This is a genomic window from Flavobacterium sp. KH_001 (assembly GCF_057840745.1).
Genome location: NZ_CM174520.1, coordinates 920,191 through 937,395, shown reverse-complemented (window position 1 = coordinate 937,395; position 17,205 = coordinate 920,191). Strand labels below are relative to the sequence as shown.

The following is a 17,205-nucleotide window of genomic DNA, read 5'->3' as shown; positions in this document are numbered from 1 at the left end:
ATTAATACCCTCCAAATAAAAACAGAAAGTAAAATGATTAAAAAGGCCTCAGTCGGATTACTAGTTGTAGCCATGTCTATGACTTCATGTGTGTCCAAGAAAATTTACAACGATCTTGAAACTAAATATTCAGATCTTAAAAAAGAAAATCGTTCCATTGCTGATGAAAATGCAGAATTGCAAAAATCAAAAAATCAGCTAGAATTAGATCGTGATAAACTAACCAAAGATTTAGCCAGCACAAAAGATGATCTTGCGAAACAAAAAGCAGATTTAGCTGCTGAGCAAAAAAAGTTCAAAGTATTACAGGATTCTTATAATGCATTAGAGAAAAATAGCAACGATGCATTGGAAAGCAACATGGCCAAAAACCGTGAATTGTTAGCTCAACTAGAAGCAAAATCTAAAAAATTAGCCGAAGAACAAGCGCGTTTAGATAAAACAGCAAGTCGCCTAAACGAATTGGAGGCGATGATTGCTGCCAAAGAAGCGGCAATGAAAAAACTGAAAGAAACGTTGTCTAAAGCCCTAAACGGTTTTGAAGGAAAAGGTTTGACTGTAGAACAGAAAAACGGAAAAGTATATGTTTCTATGGAAAACAAATTGCTTTTCAATTCAGGAAGCTGGGCTGTTGGAGTAGAGGGAAGAAAGGCAGTTGTTGAATTAGGAAAAGTTTTAGGAGATAATCCAGATCTTTCTGTTCTTATTGAAGGACATACCGATGATGATCCATACGCTGGTTCTGGACCAATTGCAAACAACTGGGATTTATCAACAAAAAGAGCAACTGCAATTGTAAATATTTTAAGTGAAAACACTAAAATCAACAAACAAAAATTAACGGCAGCTGGTCGTAGTGAATTTTCTCCATTGGCAAGCAACGCCACTCCGGAAGGAAAAGCTAAAAACAGAAGAATCGAAATCATCCTGACACCAAGATTAGATGAAATCGCTGAGATGCTTAATAGTATAAATTAAGGTACAGAGGTTCAAAGATGCAAAGGCTCAGAGTTTTTAACTTTGAGCCTTTTTTGATTTCTATAATGAAATTTACTTTCTTATTATTTTGTAACTTTGAAATTCTAAATCAACATAATTATGGGACTTCCGGAATTAAAAGATAAAATACGAAATCAGTTGGATTTAGCCGATGAAAGAGTTTTGCGAATTGTTTCTTCCGTTTTTGACAATTATTTGAATGAAGTTGTTTCGTATGATTCAGAAGGAAATCCTTTGACACTATCGGAATATCATAATAGAGTTGAAGAAGGTTTGGAGGATATAAAATACAATCGAATAATTTCAAAAGAAGATTTGTCGAAAGAAATGCAAGATTGGGATAATGAGTAATGCTAAATTCGAAATTTTTTGGACAGCAAATGCAAAAGAAGATTTAAAAGAAATTTATATTTCATTAAAAAATAAAATCTCAAAAGAAACAGCACTTAGAATTAGAGATGAATTGTTTAATTGTGCAGATGAGATTGTTTTTGCAGAACAGTTTCAATTAGATGAATACAGATTAGATTGTAGACGAATTATAATAAGAAATTTTAAAGTTCTTTATCAAATTCAGGAAAATTCAATTTTTGTGGTTAGGGTATTCAATTCGTTTCAAAACCCCATCAAAAGTTTAAAATAATTTAAGGGCTCAGAGTTTTTAACTTTGGGCCTTTTTATTTTTTTTGAAAGGTTTCCAAAACCTTATTCTTTTTTTAACTTCTGTAGAATTTTCATTTGAATATTACCTTTGTACCTTTGAACCTCTGCAACTTTGAACCTTAAAAAGAAAAAAATGATCTACACAACTTTGCCCAACACCGATATAAAAGTTAGTAAAATATGTCTCGGAACCATGACTTTCGGACAGCAAAATACAGAAGCAGAAGGCCATGCCCAAATGGATTATGCGCTTGAAAGAGGTGTGAACTTTTTTGATACAGCCGAAATGTATTCCGTTCCGGCAAGTGAGGCAACTTACGGAAGTACTGAAAAAATTGTTGGTACCTGGTTTAAAAAATCAGGAAATCGCGAAAAAGTGGTTTTGGCTTCAAAAATCGCTGGTCCAAATGCCAATTTTGGCTATATGCGCGAAAAATTAGATTTCTCTCCGGCAAGTATTAAATATGCTTTAGATAATAGCTTAAAACGCCTTCAGACAGATTATATCGACTTGTATCAGATGCATTGGCCGGAGCGCAAGACCAATACTTTTGGACAACGTGCTTTTAAAGTTCAGAATGATCCTTGGGAAGATAATTTTAGAGCAGTTTTAGAAACTTTTGATGGTTTAATCAAAGAGGGAAAAATAAAACATATTGGCGTTTCAAACGAAAATGCCTGGGGGATGATGCGTTTTCTTGAAGAAAGTAAATATCAAAACCTGCCAAGAATCAAAACAATTCAAAATCCATACAACTTACTTAACCGTCTTTTTGAAGTGGGTTCTGCCGAAGTTTCGATGCATGAAAATGTTGGTTTACTAGGATATTCCCCATTAGGATTTGGAACTTTGACTGGTAAATTCTTAACCGGAGAAGAACACCCAAATGCAAGAATTAAACTTTTCCCGCAATATACACGTTACGCTAGCGAGCAATGTACACAAGCGACAATATTGTATCAGGAAATTGCTAAAAAACACGGATTAACATTGACAGAATTGGCAATGGGTTTCGTATTGCAACAGCCATTTCTAACAAGTGCTATTATCGGTGCTACAACATTGGAACAATTAAAAGAAAATATCGATACAATTGATATTGTGCTTTCAAAAGAGATCTTAAATGAGATCGAGAAAGTTCAGGCTATTATTCCTGATCCGGCACCGTAAGGAGTTATTGCCACAAAGCTAAGAAGTCGCAAAGTTTTTTATTTAAAAATGAAAAACTTTGCGACTTCTTAGCTTTTATGATATTAAAATAAACACTTCGCGTCTTAGTGCCTTCGTGTCAAATCTTTAAAGATCAAATTCATCACTAATAGACAAAGAATCTGCTGGTACTGCTGTTGAATCCGGTGCTTTAATTCTGATTAAAGAACGTGCACTTCCAGAAATGTAAACGGGTAATTGTCCAATTGTATCTTCAGGAACTAAAAGCCCTCTTCTAAACATTAAGTTCTTTAGGAATTTCTGATTCTTTAAAGCATAATCTTTCAAATTTCCTTCTTCATTAAATTGATACATGAACTTTCGGGGCTTTGGAATGATAGTGGCTAAATACAAGCATTCGTCTACATTTAAGGCTGAGGGGCTTTTTTGGAAGTAAAAATGACTTGCTTCTCCAATTCCGTAAACATTTGGTCCCCATTCGATAATGTTGAAGTATACTTCCAACATTCTTTCTTTACTGGCAATTCGGTTGTTTTCCAAGATATAAACCAAGAGAATTTCTTCCAGCTTTCGCGAAAGCGTTTTTTCCCTTGTCAGGAAAACGTTTTTAATCAACTGCATGCTGATGGTACTGGCACCGCGCGAGAACTTTTTCGTCCTAATATTCTTCAGAATTGATTGTTTGAAAGCTTCATTTATAAATCCGCGATGCGAAAAGAAAGATGGATCTTCGGTTGTCAAAACAGATTTTCTCAAATAAGGTGATATCTGGTCTAAAGGCGTGTAATTCGGATTGGCATTTCCAACCAAAATCGGGCGTTGTTGAACATTTTGAATAATGGCGCGATAGACAAACTCTCCATTTAATTTGTTTAGATTGGCTTCTCCATATTTCGTGATTCTTAAATCTTCCTTATTCATTTTGCTGTCAAAAACCAGCGTATTCGGTTTGTTTTTATTGAATTTGAAATCCAATTTATAATCGAAATTCCCGGTTGCTTCCATCCCTTGAAAATGGGTAAACAATCCATCAGGCAAGGAAACAATAAAATCCTGTGCCTTCATTTTCGGAATAGTTACTTTCAACGTATAAACCGTATCTTTTTCGGTATTATAAGAAATATAAGGTTTTACTTTTATTTTATTCAATTGCATGGTGGAAGTGCTGTCAATCGAAATAAAATCATCTCCTAATAAAAAGCGATAATCAAAACGAGCATTTTTGATCACAACATCTTTGCTGGCGATTTTTGGATGATTGATTTTTAAATTGGTAATCGAAGTATAGCCATCAATATGTAATTCGCTTCCGTCTTTATCAATGTTTTCAACGTTTAAACGAATAGAATCGAAGCTCGCTTTTAGATTATAACGTTCATCTAAATAAGGAACGCGAATGGCGCCGGTATCCAGGTTAAAGAATCTGATATCTGCTTTTTTGTTTCTCGGATCGGCAAAACCTTTTATGTTCCAGCGCTGATCAAAATCCTTGCTTTGCACATGAAGATTGGTTTCGAGTTGTTTGTTGTCTAAAACGAGTTTGCTAATCGCAATTGAGGCTTTTTTGCCATTGTCATCAATTCTGAAATTCAGGTTTTCCAAATTCATGTCGGTCGGAACCAAATTCAGTAGTTGGGAGATTATGCGATAGGCGAAAGTCGCATATTTTCGTTTTTCATTAGTATCCGACTCTGATTTGTCTCTTTTCAGGAAAGCATCAAAATTTCGAACTTTTCCCTTTTTTACAAATTGCACATAACCATTGTTAATTTTCAAAGTTCCAACCTGAACATCGCCAATTAATAAATTAGACAAGCTGATACTGGTTTCAATTTTATGAATGTGAAAAAGTGTATCTGCATTTTTTGGAACCAAAATAACATCTGATAATTTAATAGTAGACAAGCCGTCAAACGAAGCCGACTTTACTGAAAAAGTACTGTTATAATCGACATTCATTTTGTGGGTTACTTTGGCAATAGCTTGTTTTAACAGCGAATTACGAAAAAAGTAAAGTCCTGAAAAAAGCACTGCTAATACCAGGGCAAGTATTAAGAGTGCTTTATATATTTTTTGTTTTGGAAAATTCATAAAGTAGGTTGCTTCTTGAAATTGTTCATTTTTGAAATCTAGCGTAAATTTAAATTTAAATTTATCAGGTTATAAAGTTTTTCTTTTAAATTTTAAATAATGTTCTAAAGTTTTGATTTTGTTATTGTTGTGTTTTGTGTTTTCTTTTTTGTAAAAAAAAGAATTCGTGGTTTAGTTTCTCAATTGAGGAAAGCCGTAAAGTTTTGTAATTTATCCTGTATACATTTATCTTATTAAAAATATTAAAACCAATTAAATGAAAATCTTTAAAAAAATTATGTTTTTGTCTTTTGCCCTATGTGCATTGGCTTTGTCGTCATGTAGTAGTAATGATTCTGATGATAATAGTGATCCGGTAGACCAAGAGGAATTTATTAAATTTACATACAATGGTACTGTGTACAATTTCGAACCAAGTGTAATGACATCATTAAATATGAACATTATGGGAAGTACAGGAGTTGATAATACATACAAAAAAATCTCATTATGGACACCTTTGAATGTTACAAAAGGGAGTCATGACATCGTGTACGATTTATCTAATATGGAGACAACTTATCAAGTGTCTTTTAGTTTTATGCCGACAATAAATAATGCCGATGCTAAATCTGGAACAATGAATATCACCGCTGTAGATGATAAAAAAATTGAAGGAACTTTTACTTTTTCAGGAACTTCAGCAGGACAAGCATTTACTGTTACAGAAGGAAGTTTTAGAATCTTAAAATAGAGAACTTGCTTTTTAAATAAATGTGCTCATGGAAGATATAATCTTTCATGAGCACATTTTTTATATAGAAATTCGTTGTTTATTAACCAAATAAAATACTGGCTACATCTTCAATTTTAGCCACAAGCTCAATTTTGATTCCGGTATTTTTTAGGGCAATTTTATTGTACTTGGATACAAAGATGGTATTGAATCCTAATTTTTCAGCTTCCTGAATGCGTTGATCGACGCGATTTACAGGACGAATTTCGCCAGAAAGTCCAACTTCGCCGGCAAAACAAAAACCTTTGGTTACCGGAATATCTTCATTTGAGGATAAAATAGCGGCAACAACGGCTAAATCAATTGCAGGGTCATCCACAGAAATTCCACCTGTTACGTTTAGGAAAACGTCTTTGGCGCCTAAACGAAATCCGGCTCTTTTTTCTAAAACAGCCAAAATCATATTTAGTCTTTTGGCGTTATAACCTGTTGTGCTTCGTTGTGGTGTTCCGTAAACCGCTGTACTTACAAGCGATTGTATTTCGATCATTAACGGACGCATGCCTTCCATCGTGGTGGCAATTGCAGTCCCGGACATTTCCTCGTCCTTGTGCGAAATTAAGATCTCTGATGGATTGCTGACTTCTCTCAAACCGCTTCCTAACATTTCGTAAATACCCAATTCAGCAGTTGAGCCAAAACGGTTTTTTAAGGAACGTAAAATGCGGTAAACGTGATTTCGATCACCTTCAAATTGCAAAACGGTATCGACCATATGTTCCAGAATCTTTGGTCCGGCGATATTTCCGTCTTTTGTAATGTGTCCAATCAAAATAACCGGAATATTGGTTTCTTTAGCAAACTTGATCAGTTCAGCGGTAGTTTCTCTAATTTGAGAAATACTTCCGGCAGTCGATTCAATATAATCCGTGTGTAAAGTCTGAATGGAATCAATAATGACAATTTCAGGCTGAATGGCTTCAATCTGTTTGAAGATATTTTGTGTTTTGGTTTCTGTTAAAATATAACAATTGTCGCTGTTTGGTGTGATTCTTTCAGCACGCATTTTTATCTGCTTTTGACTTTCTTCACCAGAAACATATAAAGTTTTATAAGGTAGTTTTAATGAAATTTGAAGCAAGAGTGTACTTTTTCCTATTCCCGGTTCTCCGCCTAAAAGCGTTAAAGAACCCGGAACAATTCCTCCTCCTAAAACACGATTCAATTCACCATCAGTGGTATCCATTCGGATTTCCTGAGCCGAGTCAATTTCGTTGATTTTTAAAGGGCGTGGAGCTTTGGTGCTGGAAGTTGGTTCGCTTTTCCAGGCCACTTTTTCCTGCTTCTGAATGATTTCTTCGGCAATAGTATTCCATTCTTTGCAGGCATTACATTGCCCTTGCCATTTGGCGTATTGGGTTCCGCAATTCTGACAAAAAAAGGAAGTTTTAACTTTTGACATTATTTGGTTTTTTTGGCAAGTGTATTCATTTCATCAATTTTCTCATACATCAAATCCTTATTTAAGTCACCAATTGGTTCCATTTGCGAAGCATTTTGATATTTTTTTGAAGCATGTTTAGGATCTCCCATTTTTTCATACATCAATCCTAATTCATATTCTCCCAACATAGCTTTTGGATAATTTACATTTCCAATTTCGGCCATTTTTCCTAATTCATCATAAGCGTTCTTTTTTAATATAAGAGTCTCTATAATTTTGAAATCACTAATTCTTACCGGAATTTGAACTCCTAAAACTTTAGACATGACATTATATTTATTCTCCAGATAATCAGCATAACCTGATTCAAGAACAGCGATTTTGTCATTGTATTCTGCAGAATTTATAGGCCTGTAAACTTCAAAAATTTGATATAAAGCGCTTGGTATGGCATGTAATACCTGAGTGTAATGTGTAGTTCCTTTGAATAAATCATATTTATAATTTACTAACGGATTATTGGCTATTTTAATATTGCTGTCTAATTTTTCAATAGGTTCTTTGATTTTTTTATTGTCTCCATCAGCTGCGGATAAATAGTAAAACAAAGGCTCAGTTACTTTAGCAAATTTTTCAGGAACCCTAATTTCCATTTTATTGGCAAGTTCAGGACTGAAAGCAATGTAGGCATTAAAAAGAGGCTGCTCCTTATATAAATAGAAATTAATGAAACTTGCAGTTACATCATGTCCTGCAATAATTCTAAAAGGTGCTGTTCTGTATTTTTTTTCAATGTAAGGAAGTAATTCGGCACCTATAAATTCATAAAATTCTGCTCCTTTTTCAAAAGGAAGTCCAGTATTCTGGTCAATTGTTGTATCGTCTTCGCGTTCATCATTTTTATTTTGATGAACCCCAATAATGATCATTTCTGGTATGTCTCCCCAGTAATTACCGTAACTTATAGCTCCAGAGAAGGGATCAAATAAATAATCACCGTCTAATAGATACAGAACAGGATATTTTTTTTCAGGATTAGCTTCGTAAGAAGCGGGAAGTCCGATGGTTATTCTCCTTTCTTCTCCCAATTTTTCAGATTGAATGTTGTCGAATTTTTTCTGGGCAAAAGAAGAAATTGAGACTAAAATAAACAGTAGGTAAGCTTTTTTCATGATTTGTGGCATTTCAGTAAATTAAAAAGTATTGAAATAAGGTAGCAATATAATACTTTATTTGCTTTTTTCTTACAGTAGGATTTTAAAAAGCAAGGAACTTTTGGGTCTGAATCTGTTTTGATTTTAGGCCAAAGAAATACTGTTTGAACAAAAATAAATTTGTCAAATAATTGGTAAGATAAAGTGTAAAAGGGTTACTTAGGTTAACGAATTATCGTTTTCATTAGGGAAAATGATCCACGGTTTGAAGGTTTTGGCTTCTTCAAAATCCAGGGTAGCATAGGATATAATGATGATAATGTCGTCTTTTTGAACTTTTCTTGCAGCAGGGCCATTCAGTGTAATATCTCCTGAATTTTTTTCTCCTTTAATAGCATAAGTTTCAAAACGTTCGCCATTATTGATGTTTACAATAGATACTTTTTCACCTTCAATAATATTTGAGGCTTCCAGTAATGTTTCGTCAATAGTAATACTGCCGATGTAATTTAAATCAGCTCCAGTTACTTTTACACGATGAATTTTAGATTTTATAACTTGAATTTGCATGCTGCAAAGGTAAATTAATTTAATGAAATGGTGTCAATCAGTCTTATAGAATTAACAAATACTGCTATAAACGCGCGGTAATTTTTGTCTTTACTTTTGTTTTCTATAGGTAATAATGTTGATTCATCAGCAATAACGAAATATTCAAGGTCAAACCTTGGGTTGTCTTTGAAAGAATTTTCTACAAATTCTACAGTTTCCTCAGGACTTTTGGTTTTGAATATTTCTCTGGCTTCCGTTAAAGTTTTATAAATAATAGCCGCTTCTTTTCGTTCTTCAGCAGTTAAACGTTCATTGCGAGAACTCATAGCAAGCTGATTGTCTTCTCTAAAAATAGGGCAGCCAACAACATTTACCGGCATATGATTTTTTTCGACCATCTTTTTAACGATTTGCAGTTGCTGAAAATCCTTCTCACCAAAATAAGCATTGGTTGGAGTAACAATTTCAAATAAGCGTTTTACAATGGTTCCGACTCCGTTAAAATGTCCGGGTCTGAATTTTCCTTCCATTTGATTTTCCAGTCCGTCAAAATCAAAATCCTGTGATATTGTCTTTCCTTCGTAAATATCTTCTACAGAAGGAGCGTATAAAATCATTTTGTCACTTAAACCTCGCATTTTTTTAACGTCTTCTTCAAGTGTTCTTGGGTACTTTGCAAGATCTTCAGGATTGTTAAATTGAGTAGGATTTACGAAAATACTTACAACAGTATCGTCGTTTTCTTTAAGAGATCGTTGCATTAAAGCCAGATGCCCTTGATGTAAAGCGCCCATTGTTGGTACAAATCCGATAGTTGAATTTGTGGTTTTGATAGTTTTTAAATAGGCTATCAAAGCTACTTTACCGTAGAAAATATGCATGGCGGTATTATTAAAATTTAGTGCAAACATAATATATTAGTTATAAACTGCATAAATTTTTGTAATTTTGCAACGTTTTTATTACCAAAAATTAAGTAAAATACTATTATGAAAGATAAGAGGATATTATATGTATCATCTGAAGTCGTGCCTTATTTGGCTGAAAATGAGGTTTCTTTAATGTCTTACGACGTTCCGAAAATGATTAATGATCAAGGAGGTCAGATAAGAATTTTCATGCCAAGATATGGAAATATCAACGAACGAAGACACCAGTTACACGAAGTAATTAGACTTTCAGGAATGAATTTGGTAGTGAATGACTTAGATATGCCATTGATTATTAAAGTAGCTTCAATTCCGAAAGAAAGAATTCAGGTTTATTTTATCGATAATGATGAATATTTTAAGCGTAAAGCAACTTTTGCTGACGAGGAGGGAGTTTTGTATCCTGATAATGACGAAAGAGCAATATTTTTTGCAAAGGGAGTTGTTGAAACGGTAAAAAAATTAAATTGGGTTCCGGATATTATTCACGTTCATGGTTGGTTGGCTGCTATGTTGCCAATTTATATGAAACATTATTATAAAAATGAAGCGTTGTTTTCTGAAACTAAAATCGTGACGTCTGTTTACGGACAATCTTTTGATGAGAATTTAGATTTAGAAATGATTAATAAGGTGAAATTTGACGGTGTTCCACACGAGTCTGTTGCTGATTTAGAAACGCCTAATTATGAAAATGTCTTAAAGGCCAGTATATTGCATTCTGATGCTGTTATTATTGCATCTGAAAACGTATCCCCAAGTTTAACAAAATTTATAGAATCTTCAGGAAAACCTTTTTTACCTTTCGCCACGAAAGATGCATTCGCTGAAGCGTATACAAATTTCTATAAAAGTATGGGTCTTTAAATTTTAACTTTATTATTAAACATGTATAATACTTCTTTTATTAAGAAAACTCTATTAGTTGCAACGGTTGTTCTTTTATATTCTTGCGATAAAGATTTTAATGCGATTGGTGATGATTTGATTGGAGATAATCATTTTGACCTTCAAGGTGAAAAATATGATGTGTTGGCTTATAATCAGGAAGTAACACCAGTACAATCAAATGCATTGGCAGTTAATGGTTTAGGTATTTATGATAATCCTGTTTTGGGTACGACTACTGGTAATTTTGCGACTCAGCTTACATTGGCTGCTTACGCACCAACTATTGGTGAAGAAGCTGTTGTTGATAGTGTAATGCTTAGTATTCCTTATTTTAAGCATGTAAAAAGTACAGAACCAGATGGAGGTACTATTTATGAATTAGATTCTATTTTTGGATCATCTGAAGGGAAGCTTAAGTTAAGTATTTACGAATCCGGAGTTCAGATGCGTACTTCTTTTTATGATAATGGGTCGCAAATGGCACAATTATATTATACAGATCAAAATGCTGATTTTGATAATTTTAAGAAAGGAGATCGTTTGAATGATAACAACGAAAATAAGAATGAGCAAAATGATAAGTTCGGTTTTAGTGCTAAAGAGATTATTCAAGTAACAAAAGACGAAGCAGACAAAAAAGTAATTACAAGAGTTGCGCCTGAAATGCATTTGAAATTAAATAATGCTTTTTTTCAGGATAAAATTTTAAAAGCCCCAGCCTCTAAACTTGCAAATGCTGGTGTTTTTCAGGAATATTTCAGAGGGTTATATTTTAAAGTAGAAAAATCTGAAAGTAGCCCAAGTAATATGGCATTGTTAGATTTTGCGAAAGGTAAAATAACGATTTATTATAAGGCCAAAACAGCTATTACAACCGACTTAGAGACTGTTAAGGAGAATAAAACTCTTGACATTAGCTTAGGTGGGGGTGCAACTGCCAGTTTATTGAATGATGTTAAGAATGTCAATTATGATACTGCAATAAAGAATCCTGACAATGTAAATGGAGATGAAAAACTTTATTTAAAAGGAGGGCAGGGATCAGTTGCAGTTATTGATCTTTCAGATTTTGGTTCTAAGTTGGCTGAAATCAGAAAAAATAAGTGGATGGTTAACGAGGCAAATCTGGTATTTTATATCGACGGTGCTAAAATGACCGGTGCAGATGAACCAAAAAGAGTGTATTTGTATGATTTAACAAATAATACTCCGGTGATTGATTATGCTGATGGGACTAGCGGGTTTTTGGGTAGTGATCCTAAAGGAACAAGATATGTTTTTGGAGGAATTTTAGAAACGGATGCTAGTACCAAACGTGGAAAATCATATAAGGTTAGAATTACAAATCATATAAGAAATCTTATAAAAGATGCTACTGCTACTAATGTAAAGTTAGGTTTGGCTGTAACTGAGGATATTAATATTGTCTCTTCAAACAAACTTAAAGCAAAAAATACTGTAATTTCAGAGGTGCCTAAAGGATCAGTTACGAGTCCGGTAGGAACGATTTTGTATGGAAGCAAAGCATCTGTTCCCGAAGCGCAAAGATTGAGACTTGAAATTTACTACACGAAACCAAATTAATAAATATATATGTGTGGAATTGTTGGATATATCGGCCATCGAGAGGCGTATCCTATTGTTATAAAAGGATTAAAGCGACTCGAATACAGAGGATATGATAGCGCAGGTGTTATGTTGTATGATAACACAGACGTTAAACTTTGTAAAACAAAAGGTAAAGTTTCGGATCTTGAAGCTAAAGCAAAAGATGGTTTTACTACAAACGGAACTATTGGAATTGGACATACGCGTTGGGCAACTCATGGAGTTCCGAATGATGTAAATTCGCATCCACATCTTTCTAATTCTGGTGAATTAGTGATTATTCACAATGGAATTATAGAAAATTATGCACCTCTTAAAGAAGAACTAATAAAAAGAGGTTACACTTTTAAATCAGATACTGATACTGAAGTTTTAGTGAACTTAATTGAAGAAGTTCAAAAAAATGAAGGTATAAAATTAGGTAAAGCAGTACAAATTGCTTTGAATCAAGTTGTGGGAGCCTATGCTATCGCTGTTTTTGATAAGAAAAATCCTAACGAAATTGTTGCTGCAAGATTAGGAAGTCCTTTGGCAATTGGTGTTGGAGAAGGAGAGTATTTTATTGCTTCTGATGCCTCGCCTTTTATTGAATACACTTCAAATGCAATTTATCTTGAAGATGGTGAAATGGCAAATATTAGATTGCACAAGCCTCTTAAGGTTAGAAAAATTAAAGATGACTCTTTAGTTGATCCTTATATTCAGGAACTTCAAATGAATTTGGAGCAAATTGAAAAAGGTGGTTACGACCATTTTATGCTTAAGGAAATATATGAGCAGCCAAGTGTTATAAAAGATACTTACAGAGGAAGACTTCATGCAAATGAGGGAATTGTTCAAATGGCAGGTGTTGAAGATAATCTTGAAAAATTCTTAAATGCTAAACGAATTCTGATTGTTGCTTGTGGTACTTCATGGCATGCAGGATTAGTTGCAGAATATATTTTTGAAGAGTTTACACGTATTCCTGTAGAAGTAGAATATGCTTCTGAATTCAGATATAGAAACCCAATTATAAATAAGGATGATGTTGTAATCGCTATTTCTCAATCTGGAGAAACTGCAGATACAATGGCGGCTATTAAATTGGCTAAAGAAAACGGAGCTTTCGTTTTTGGAGTTTGTAATGTTGTAGGTTCTTCTATTTCAAGAGAAAGTCATGCTGGAGCTTATACACACGCAGGACCAGAAATTGGAGTAGCATCTACTAAAGCTTTTACCACTCAAATCACAGTTTTAACTATGATTGCCTTGAGATTAGGTAAGGCGAAAGGAACGTTGTCAAATCCTGATTTTCATGCATATTTGCAAGAATTAGAATTGATTCCGGAAAAAGTTGCAGAAGCTTTAGAAACAAATGATAGAGCAAAAGAAATTGCAGCTGCTTTTAAAGATGCACCAAACTGCTTGTATTTAGGACGTGGATATAACTTCCCCGTTGCGCTTGAAGGAGCTTTGAAATTAAAAGAGATATCTTATATCCATGCTGAAGGTTATCCTGCTGCTGAAATGAAACACGGGCCAATTGCTTTAATTGATGAGCATATGCCTGTTATTGTAATTGCTCCTAAACAGGGACATTATGATAAAATTGTAAGTAACATTCAGGAGATAAAATCAAGAAGTGGAAAAATAATTGCTGTAGTTACTAAGGGAGATACTCAAGTTCGTGAATTAGCGGATTATGTTATTGAGATTCCGGAAACTTCAGATGCATTGTCGCCACTAATTACCACAATACCATTGCAGTTACTTTCTTATTATATTGCTGTAATGAGAGGTTGTAATGTTGATCAGCCACGTAACTTAGCTAAATCAGTTACAGTAGAATAAAGATTATAATTCATTATATGTTAAAAAAGCGAGATTTATGTCTCGCTTTTTTTTATTATCAAATTTTTTTTCTAACCCCTCTATTTTTATTATATCCTCATTTTTTTTCTTAATTTTTATATGTATGCATACTATTTAATATTTGAACACCTTTGTTGTTGCTGTTAATTTAATAAAACACAATATGGAAAAGTTAAAATAGTTGCTAAAAAGATGCGTTATATTAATTTTTTTTAACGTTTTTTTATTAATATTAAAAATATTTGTATTTTGGCTAGATAAACTAACCAAAAAACTAACCCACATGAGAGTGTATTTGCTAATTATGTTGTTTTTCTGCGGAGCGTCCTTTGCGCAGAATACAATTACTGGTTCTGTTACTGATCGTAATAAGCAACCTATTCCTGGAGTCAATGTTGTTATTGAAGGAGAGCGCACTGGTGTCTCGACTGATTTCGATGGCTCTTTTAAATTAACTACATCGGAAAAATTGCCTTTTACTATTAAGTTATCAGCCGTAGGGTTTACAACAAAAACCGTTAATATTACCTCGGCAAGCCAAAAGATCAGTGTAGTTTTAAATGACGAAGAGAATAAGCTTGATGAGATTGTTGTTTCGGCTTCAAGAACTCCGGAACGTGTTTTAGAATCACCGGTTACCATCGAAAGAATGGGAATCCAGGATATAAAAAAAACGGCCTCGCCTTCTTTTTATGATGGATTGGAGAATATGAAAGAAGTACAGATGAATACCAGTAGTATGTCTTTTAAATCAATAAATACCAGGGGGTTTGCTACCGTTGCCAATACTCGTTTTATGCAATTGGTTGATGGAATGGATAATTCCTCTCCTTTGTTGAATTTCGTTTTAGGAAATATGATTGGTGTTTCGGAGATCGATGTACAGAGTGTCGAGTTGCTTCCTGGAGCATCTTCTGCTTTATATGGTGCAAATGCTTTTAATGGGATTTTATTCATGAACAGTAAAAGTCCTTTTACAAATCAGGGAATCTCTGCTTATTTAAAATATGGTGTGACTTCACAAAAAGCTGCAGGGACAAATGGTTACTATGATTTTGGTGTTAGATTTGCTAAATCTTTTAATAAATATATAGCTGCTAAAGCAAACTTTACTTATATGCAGGCTACGGACTGGTATGCTACAAATTATAATGACAAAACAATTGATGGTATAGACAGGACAAGTCCAAACTATGATGGTATAAATGTTTATGGTGATGAAGCTTCGACTAATATTAAGGGTGTGGGACAAAAATTAGAGGCTATGGGGCTAATCCCTGCGGGTGCATCTAATTTATTGCCGAATTCAAATGTTAGTAGAACAGGTTATAATGAGACCGATCTTACAGATAACAAAGCAGGGAATCTTAAAATTGATTTCTCGATTCATGGAAGACCTTTTGGGGATGAGAGATTGGAAATTATTTGGCAGAGTAAATTTGGTTTTGGAAATGCCGTATACCAAGGTGCTAACAGGTATTATCTAAACGATTTTTTTATGCAGCAGCATAAACTAGAGTTGAAAGGAAAGAATTTTTTCGTGAGAGGATATACAACAACTGAGGATGGCGGGCATTCTTATGATATGGTATTTACAGGTATTAATGTGAATAGAAAATGGAAAGATGATAATACTTGGTTTGGTCAATATGCAGGGGCTTATATTCAGGGGACTTTAGGTGGTATGACACCACAACAGGCGCATGCCGCAGGAAGAGCGACGGCAGATACAGGTCGCTTTATGCCAGGAACACAACAATTTAAAAATGCATTCAATCAGGTTATTGATGATGAAAGTGTATTGACTGGTTCAAAGCTTGTTGATAATTCAAGAATATACCACTCTGATGCTAACTATAATTTTAAAGATATTATCGAATTTGCTGAAATTCAGGTTGGAGGATCTTTTAGATTATATGAGTTAAATTCTCATGGAAGGATTTATACAGATGCAGATGGTCCAATTAATTATAATGAATATGGAGCCTATACGCAGTTAATGAAAAAATTCATGGATGACCGTTTCAAATTTACCGGATCTATTCGTTATGATAAATCTAAAAATTTCGACGGGAATATTTCTCCAAGATTGTCTCTGGTTTATTCTGGAGGAGAAAAGAGAAATCATAATTTCAGAGGATCTTTTCAGACAGGTTTTAGAAACCCGTCTACACAAGATCAATATATTGGTTTTAATATTGGAAACGCAGTGTTAATCGGATCTGCACCTGATAACTTAACGAGATTCAGTGAGACTTTTAATTTAAGTGCAGAAGGTCAGTTGTATAGTGATGGAAGAACAACAAAAAATATGACAGGTGTTGATGCGTATAACAACTCTTATATTGCAAGTTCTGTAAGTGCTTTTGCTGCTATGGCGGGGACTAATCCATATGCTGCGGCTACATTGTTAAAAAAAGCAAGAGCAAATTACGTAAAACCAGAGCAAGTTAAAGCTTTTGAATTAGGATATCGTTCGGTTTTTGAAGGGTTTTCTATAGATCTTAATGGTTATTACAATATCTACAATGATTTTATTGGTAATCTTAATGTAATTTCTACTTATTATGGAGAAGCTCAGGATAGCCCTAATTTAGGTACGCCGGGTAACCCTCCGCCAACAACAGATCCTGGTTTTCAATCGGTTCGTGCAATCCAAAATGGTGAATATAGAACGTATCAATTGTATACCAATTCAGATGTAGAGATTCATTCGCTTGGATTTGGAGCAGGATTGTCTAAAAAAGTTTATGCTGGTTATGAGGTAGGATTAAACTACAACTATGCTCAGTTTGATTTTGATCAGACAAAAGATCCAAGTTTCGAGGCAGGATTTAATACACCTAAACATAGAATTAAAGGATCTATTGGAAACGAAAAAGTATTTGAAAACTTTGGATTCAATGTTAGTGCAAGATGGAATAGCGAATATTTGTGGCAAGCTGGTTTTGCTGACGGTATTATTGAATCAGCTACTGTGATTGATGCACAAATCAATTATGGTTTGCCAAAACTAAAATCAGTTTTAAAATTAGGGGCGGCAAATATTGGCGGTAAAGAGTACTATCAGGTTATTGGTGCAGGTTTAATCGGTCAGCAGTATTTTGTTTCCTGGACAATCAATCCATAATTAG

General features: G+C 34.0%; 14 protein-coding genes. 9 read left to right on the top strand and 5 right to left on the bottom strand.

Features of this window, described 5'->3' with window-relative positions; all coding sequences use genetic code 11:
- Positions 1-33: 33 nt before the first annotated feature.
- From AC3ITQ_RS04235 to AC3ITQ_RS04220, 4 genes are all read left to right on the top strand, one after another.
- Positions 34-978: an OmpA family protein gene (locus tag AC3ITQ_RS04235; RefSeq protein ID WP_489236948.1), complete on the top strand. Its 945-nt coding sequence runs from the start codon at positions 34-36 to the stop codon at positions 976-978.
- A gap of 120 nt (positions 979-1,098) precedes the next feature.
- Positions 1,099-1,350 carry a hypothetical protein gene (locus tag AC3ITQ_RS04230; RefSeq protein WP_194659186.1) on the top strand — a complete coding sequence of 84 codons (252 nt, stop codon included), beginning with the start codon at positions 1,099-1,101 and terminating at the stop codon, positions 1,348-1,350.
- Entirely contained in the window at positions 1,343-1,642 is a 300-nt protein-coding gene (locus AC3ITQ_RS04225; protein ID WP_489236947.1) for a type II toxin-antitoxin system RelE/ParE family toxin, read from the top strand. Before AC3ITQ_RS04230 ends, AC3ITQ_RS04225 begins: the two co-directional genes overlap by 8 nt.
- A 153-nt stretch (positions 1,643-1,795) precedes the next feature.
- Positions 1,796-2,833 carry an aldo/keto reductase gene (locus AC3ITQ_RS04220; protein WP_489236946.1) on the top strand — a complete coding sequence of 346 codons (1,038 nt, stop codon included), beginning with the start codon at positions 1,796-1,798 and terminating at the stop codon, positions 2,831-2,833.
- A 126-nt stretch (positions 2,834-2,959) separates the two neighbouring features.
- Here the strand turns inward: AC3ITQ_RS04220 and AC3ITQ_RS04215 are convergent, their stop codons facing one another.
- Entirely contained in the window at positions 2,960-4,924 is a 1,965-nt protein-coding gene (locus AC3ITQ_RS04215) for a transglycosylase domain-containing protein (protein WP_489236945.1), read from the bottom strand.
- Between the two features lie 256 nt (positions 4,925-5,180).
- Here AC3ITQ_RS04215 and AC3ITQ_RS04210 point away from each other — a divergent pair, with 256 nt between their 5' ends.
- On the top strand, positions 5,181-5,657 hold the full coding sequence (locus tag AC3ITQ_RS04210) for a hypothetical protein (RefSeq protein WP_489236944.1): 477 nt from the start codon (positions 5,181-5,183) through the stop codon (positions 5,655-5,657).
- 82 nt (positions 5,658-5,739) lie between these two features.
- Here AC3ITQ_RS04210 and radA read toward each other — a convergent pair whose 3' ends face one another.
- The 4 genes from radA to panC form a co-directional block, all read right to left on the bottom strand.
- Complete coding sequence (gene radA / locus AC3ITQ_RS04205) at positions 5,740-7,101, bottom strand: DNA repair protein RadA (RefSeq protein WP_026984157.1); 1,362 nt, start codon at positions 7,099-7,101, stop codon at positions 5,740-5,742.
- Positions 7,101-8,255, bottom strand: a complete 1,155-nt coding sequence (locus AC3ITQ_RS04200; RefSeq protein ID WP_489236943.1) for an alpha/beta hydrolase — start codon at positions 8,253-8,255, stop codon at positions 7,101-7,103. Before AC3ITQ_RS04200 ends, radA begins: the two co-directional genes overlap by 1 nt.
- 201 nt (positions 8,256-8,456) lie before the next feature.
- Complete coding sequence (gene panD, locus AC3ITQ_RS04195) at positions 8,457-8,807, bottom strand: aspartate 1-decarboxylase (RefSeq protein ID WP_026984155.1); 351 nt, start codon at positions 8,805-8,807, stop codon at positions 8,457-8,459.
- A 14-nt stretch (positions 8,808-8,821) separates the two neighbouring features.
- The gene (panC, locus tag AC3ITQ_RS04190; protein WP_375031085.1) at positions 8,822-9,700 is read right to left on the bottom strand and encodes a pantoate--beta-alanine ligase; all 879 of its coding nucleotides are present in this window, start codon (positions 9,698-9,700) and stop codon (positions 8,822-8,824) included.
- Positions 9,701-9,778: 78 nt separating this feature from the next.
- Here panC and AC3ITQ_RS04185 point away from each other — a divergent pair, with 78 nt between their 5' ends.
- The 4 genes from AC3ITQ_RS04185 to AC3ITQ_RS04170 all read left to right on the top strand — a co-directional run bounded on the left by AC3ITQ_RS04185 (position 9,779) and on the right by AC3ITQ_RS04170 (position 17,201).
- On the top strand, positions 9,779-10,585 hold the full coding sequence (locus AC3ITQ_RS04185; protein ID WP_489236942.1) for a glycogen/starch synthase: 807 nt from the start codon (positions 9,779-9,781) through the stop codon (positions 10,583-10,585).
- Positions 10,586-10,606: 21 nt separating this feature from the next.
- On the top strand, positions 10,607-12,193 hold the full coding sequence (gene bamH, locus AC3ITQ_RS04180) for a BamH family beta-barrel-assembly machinery protein (RefSeq protein ID WP_489236941.1): 1,587 nt from the start codon (positions 10,607-10,609) through the stop codon (positions 12,191-12,193).
- Between the two features lie 9 nt (positions 12,194-12,202).
- Entirely contained in the window at positions 12,203-14,050 is a 1,848-nt protein-coding gene (gene glmS / locus AC3ITQ_RS04175; RefSeq protein ID WP_375031087.1) for a glutamine--fructose-6-phosphate transaminase (isomerizing), read from the top strand.
- Between the two features lie 304 nt (positions 14,051-14,354).
- The gene (locus AC3ITQ_RS04170; RefSeq protein WP_489236940.1) at positions 14,355-17,201 is read left to right on the top strand and encodes a TonB-dependent receptor domain-containing protein; all 2,847 of its coding nucleotides are present in this window, start codon (positions 14,355-14,357) and stop codon (positions 17,199-17,201) included.
- Positions 17,202-17,205 lie beyond the last annotated feature (4 nt).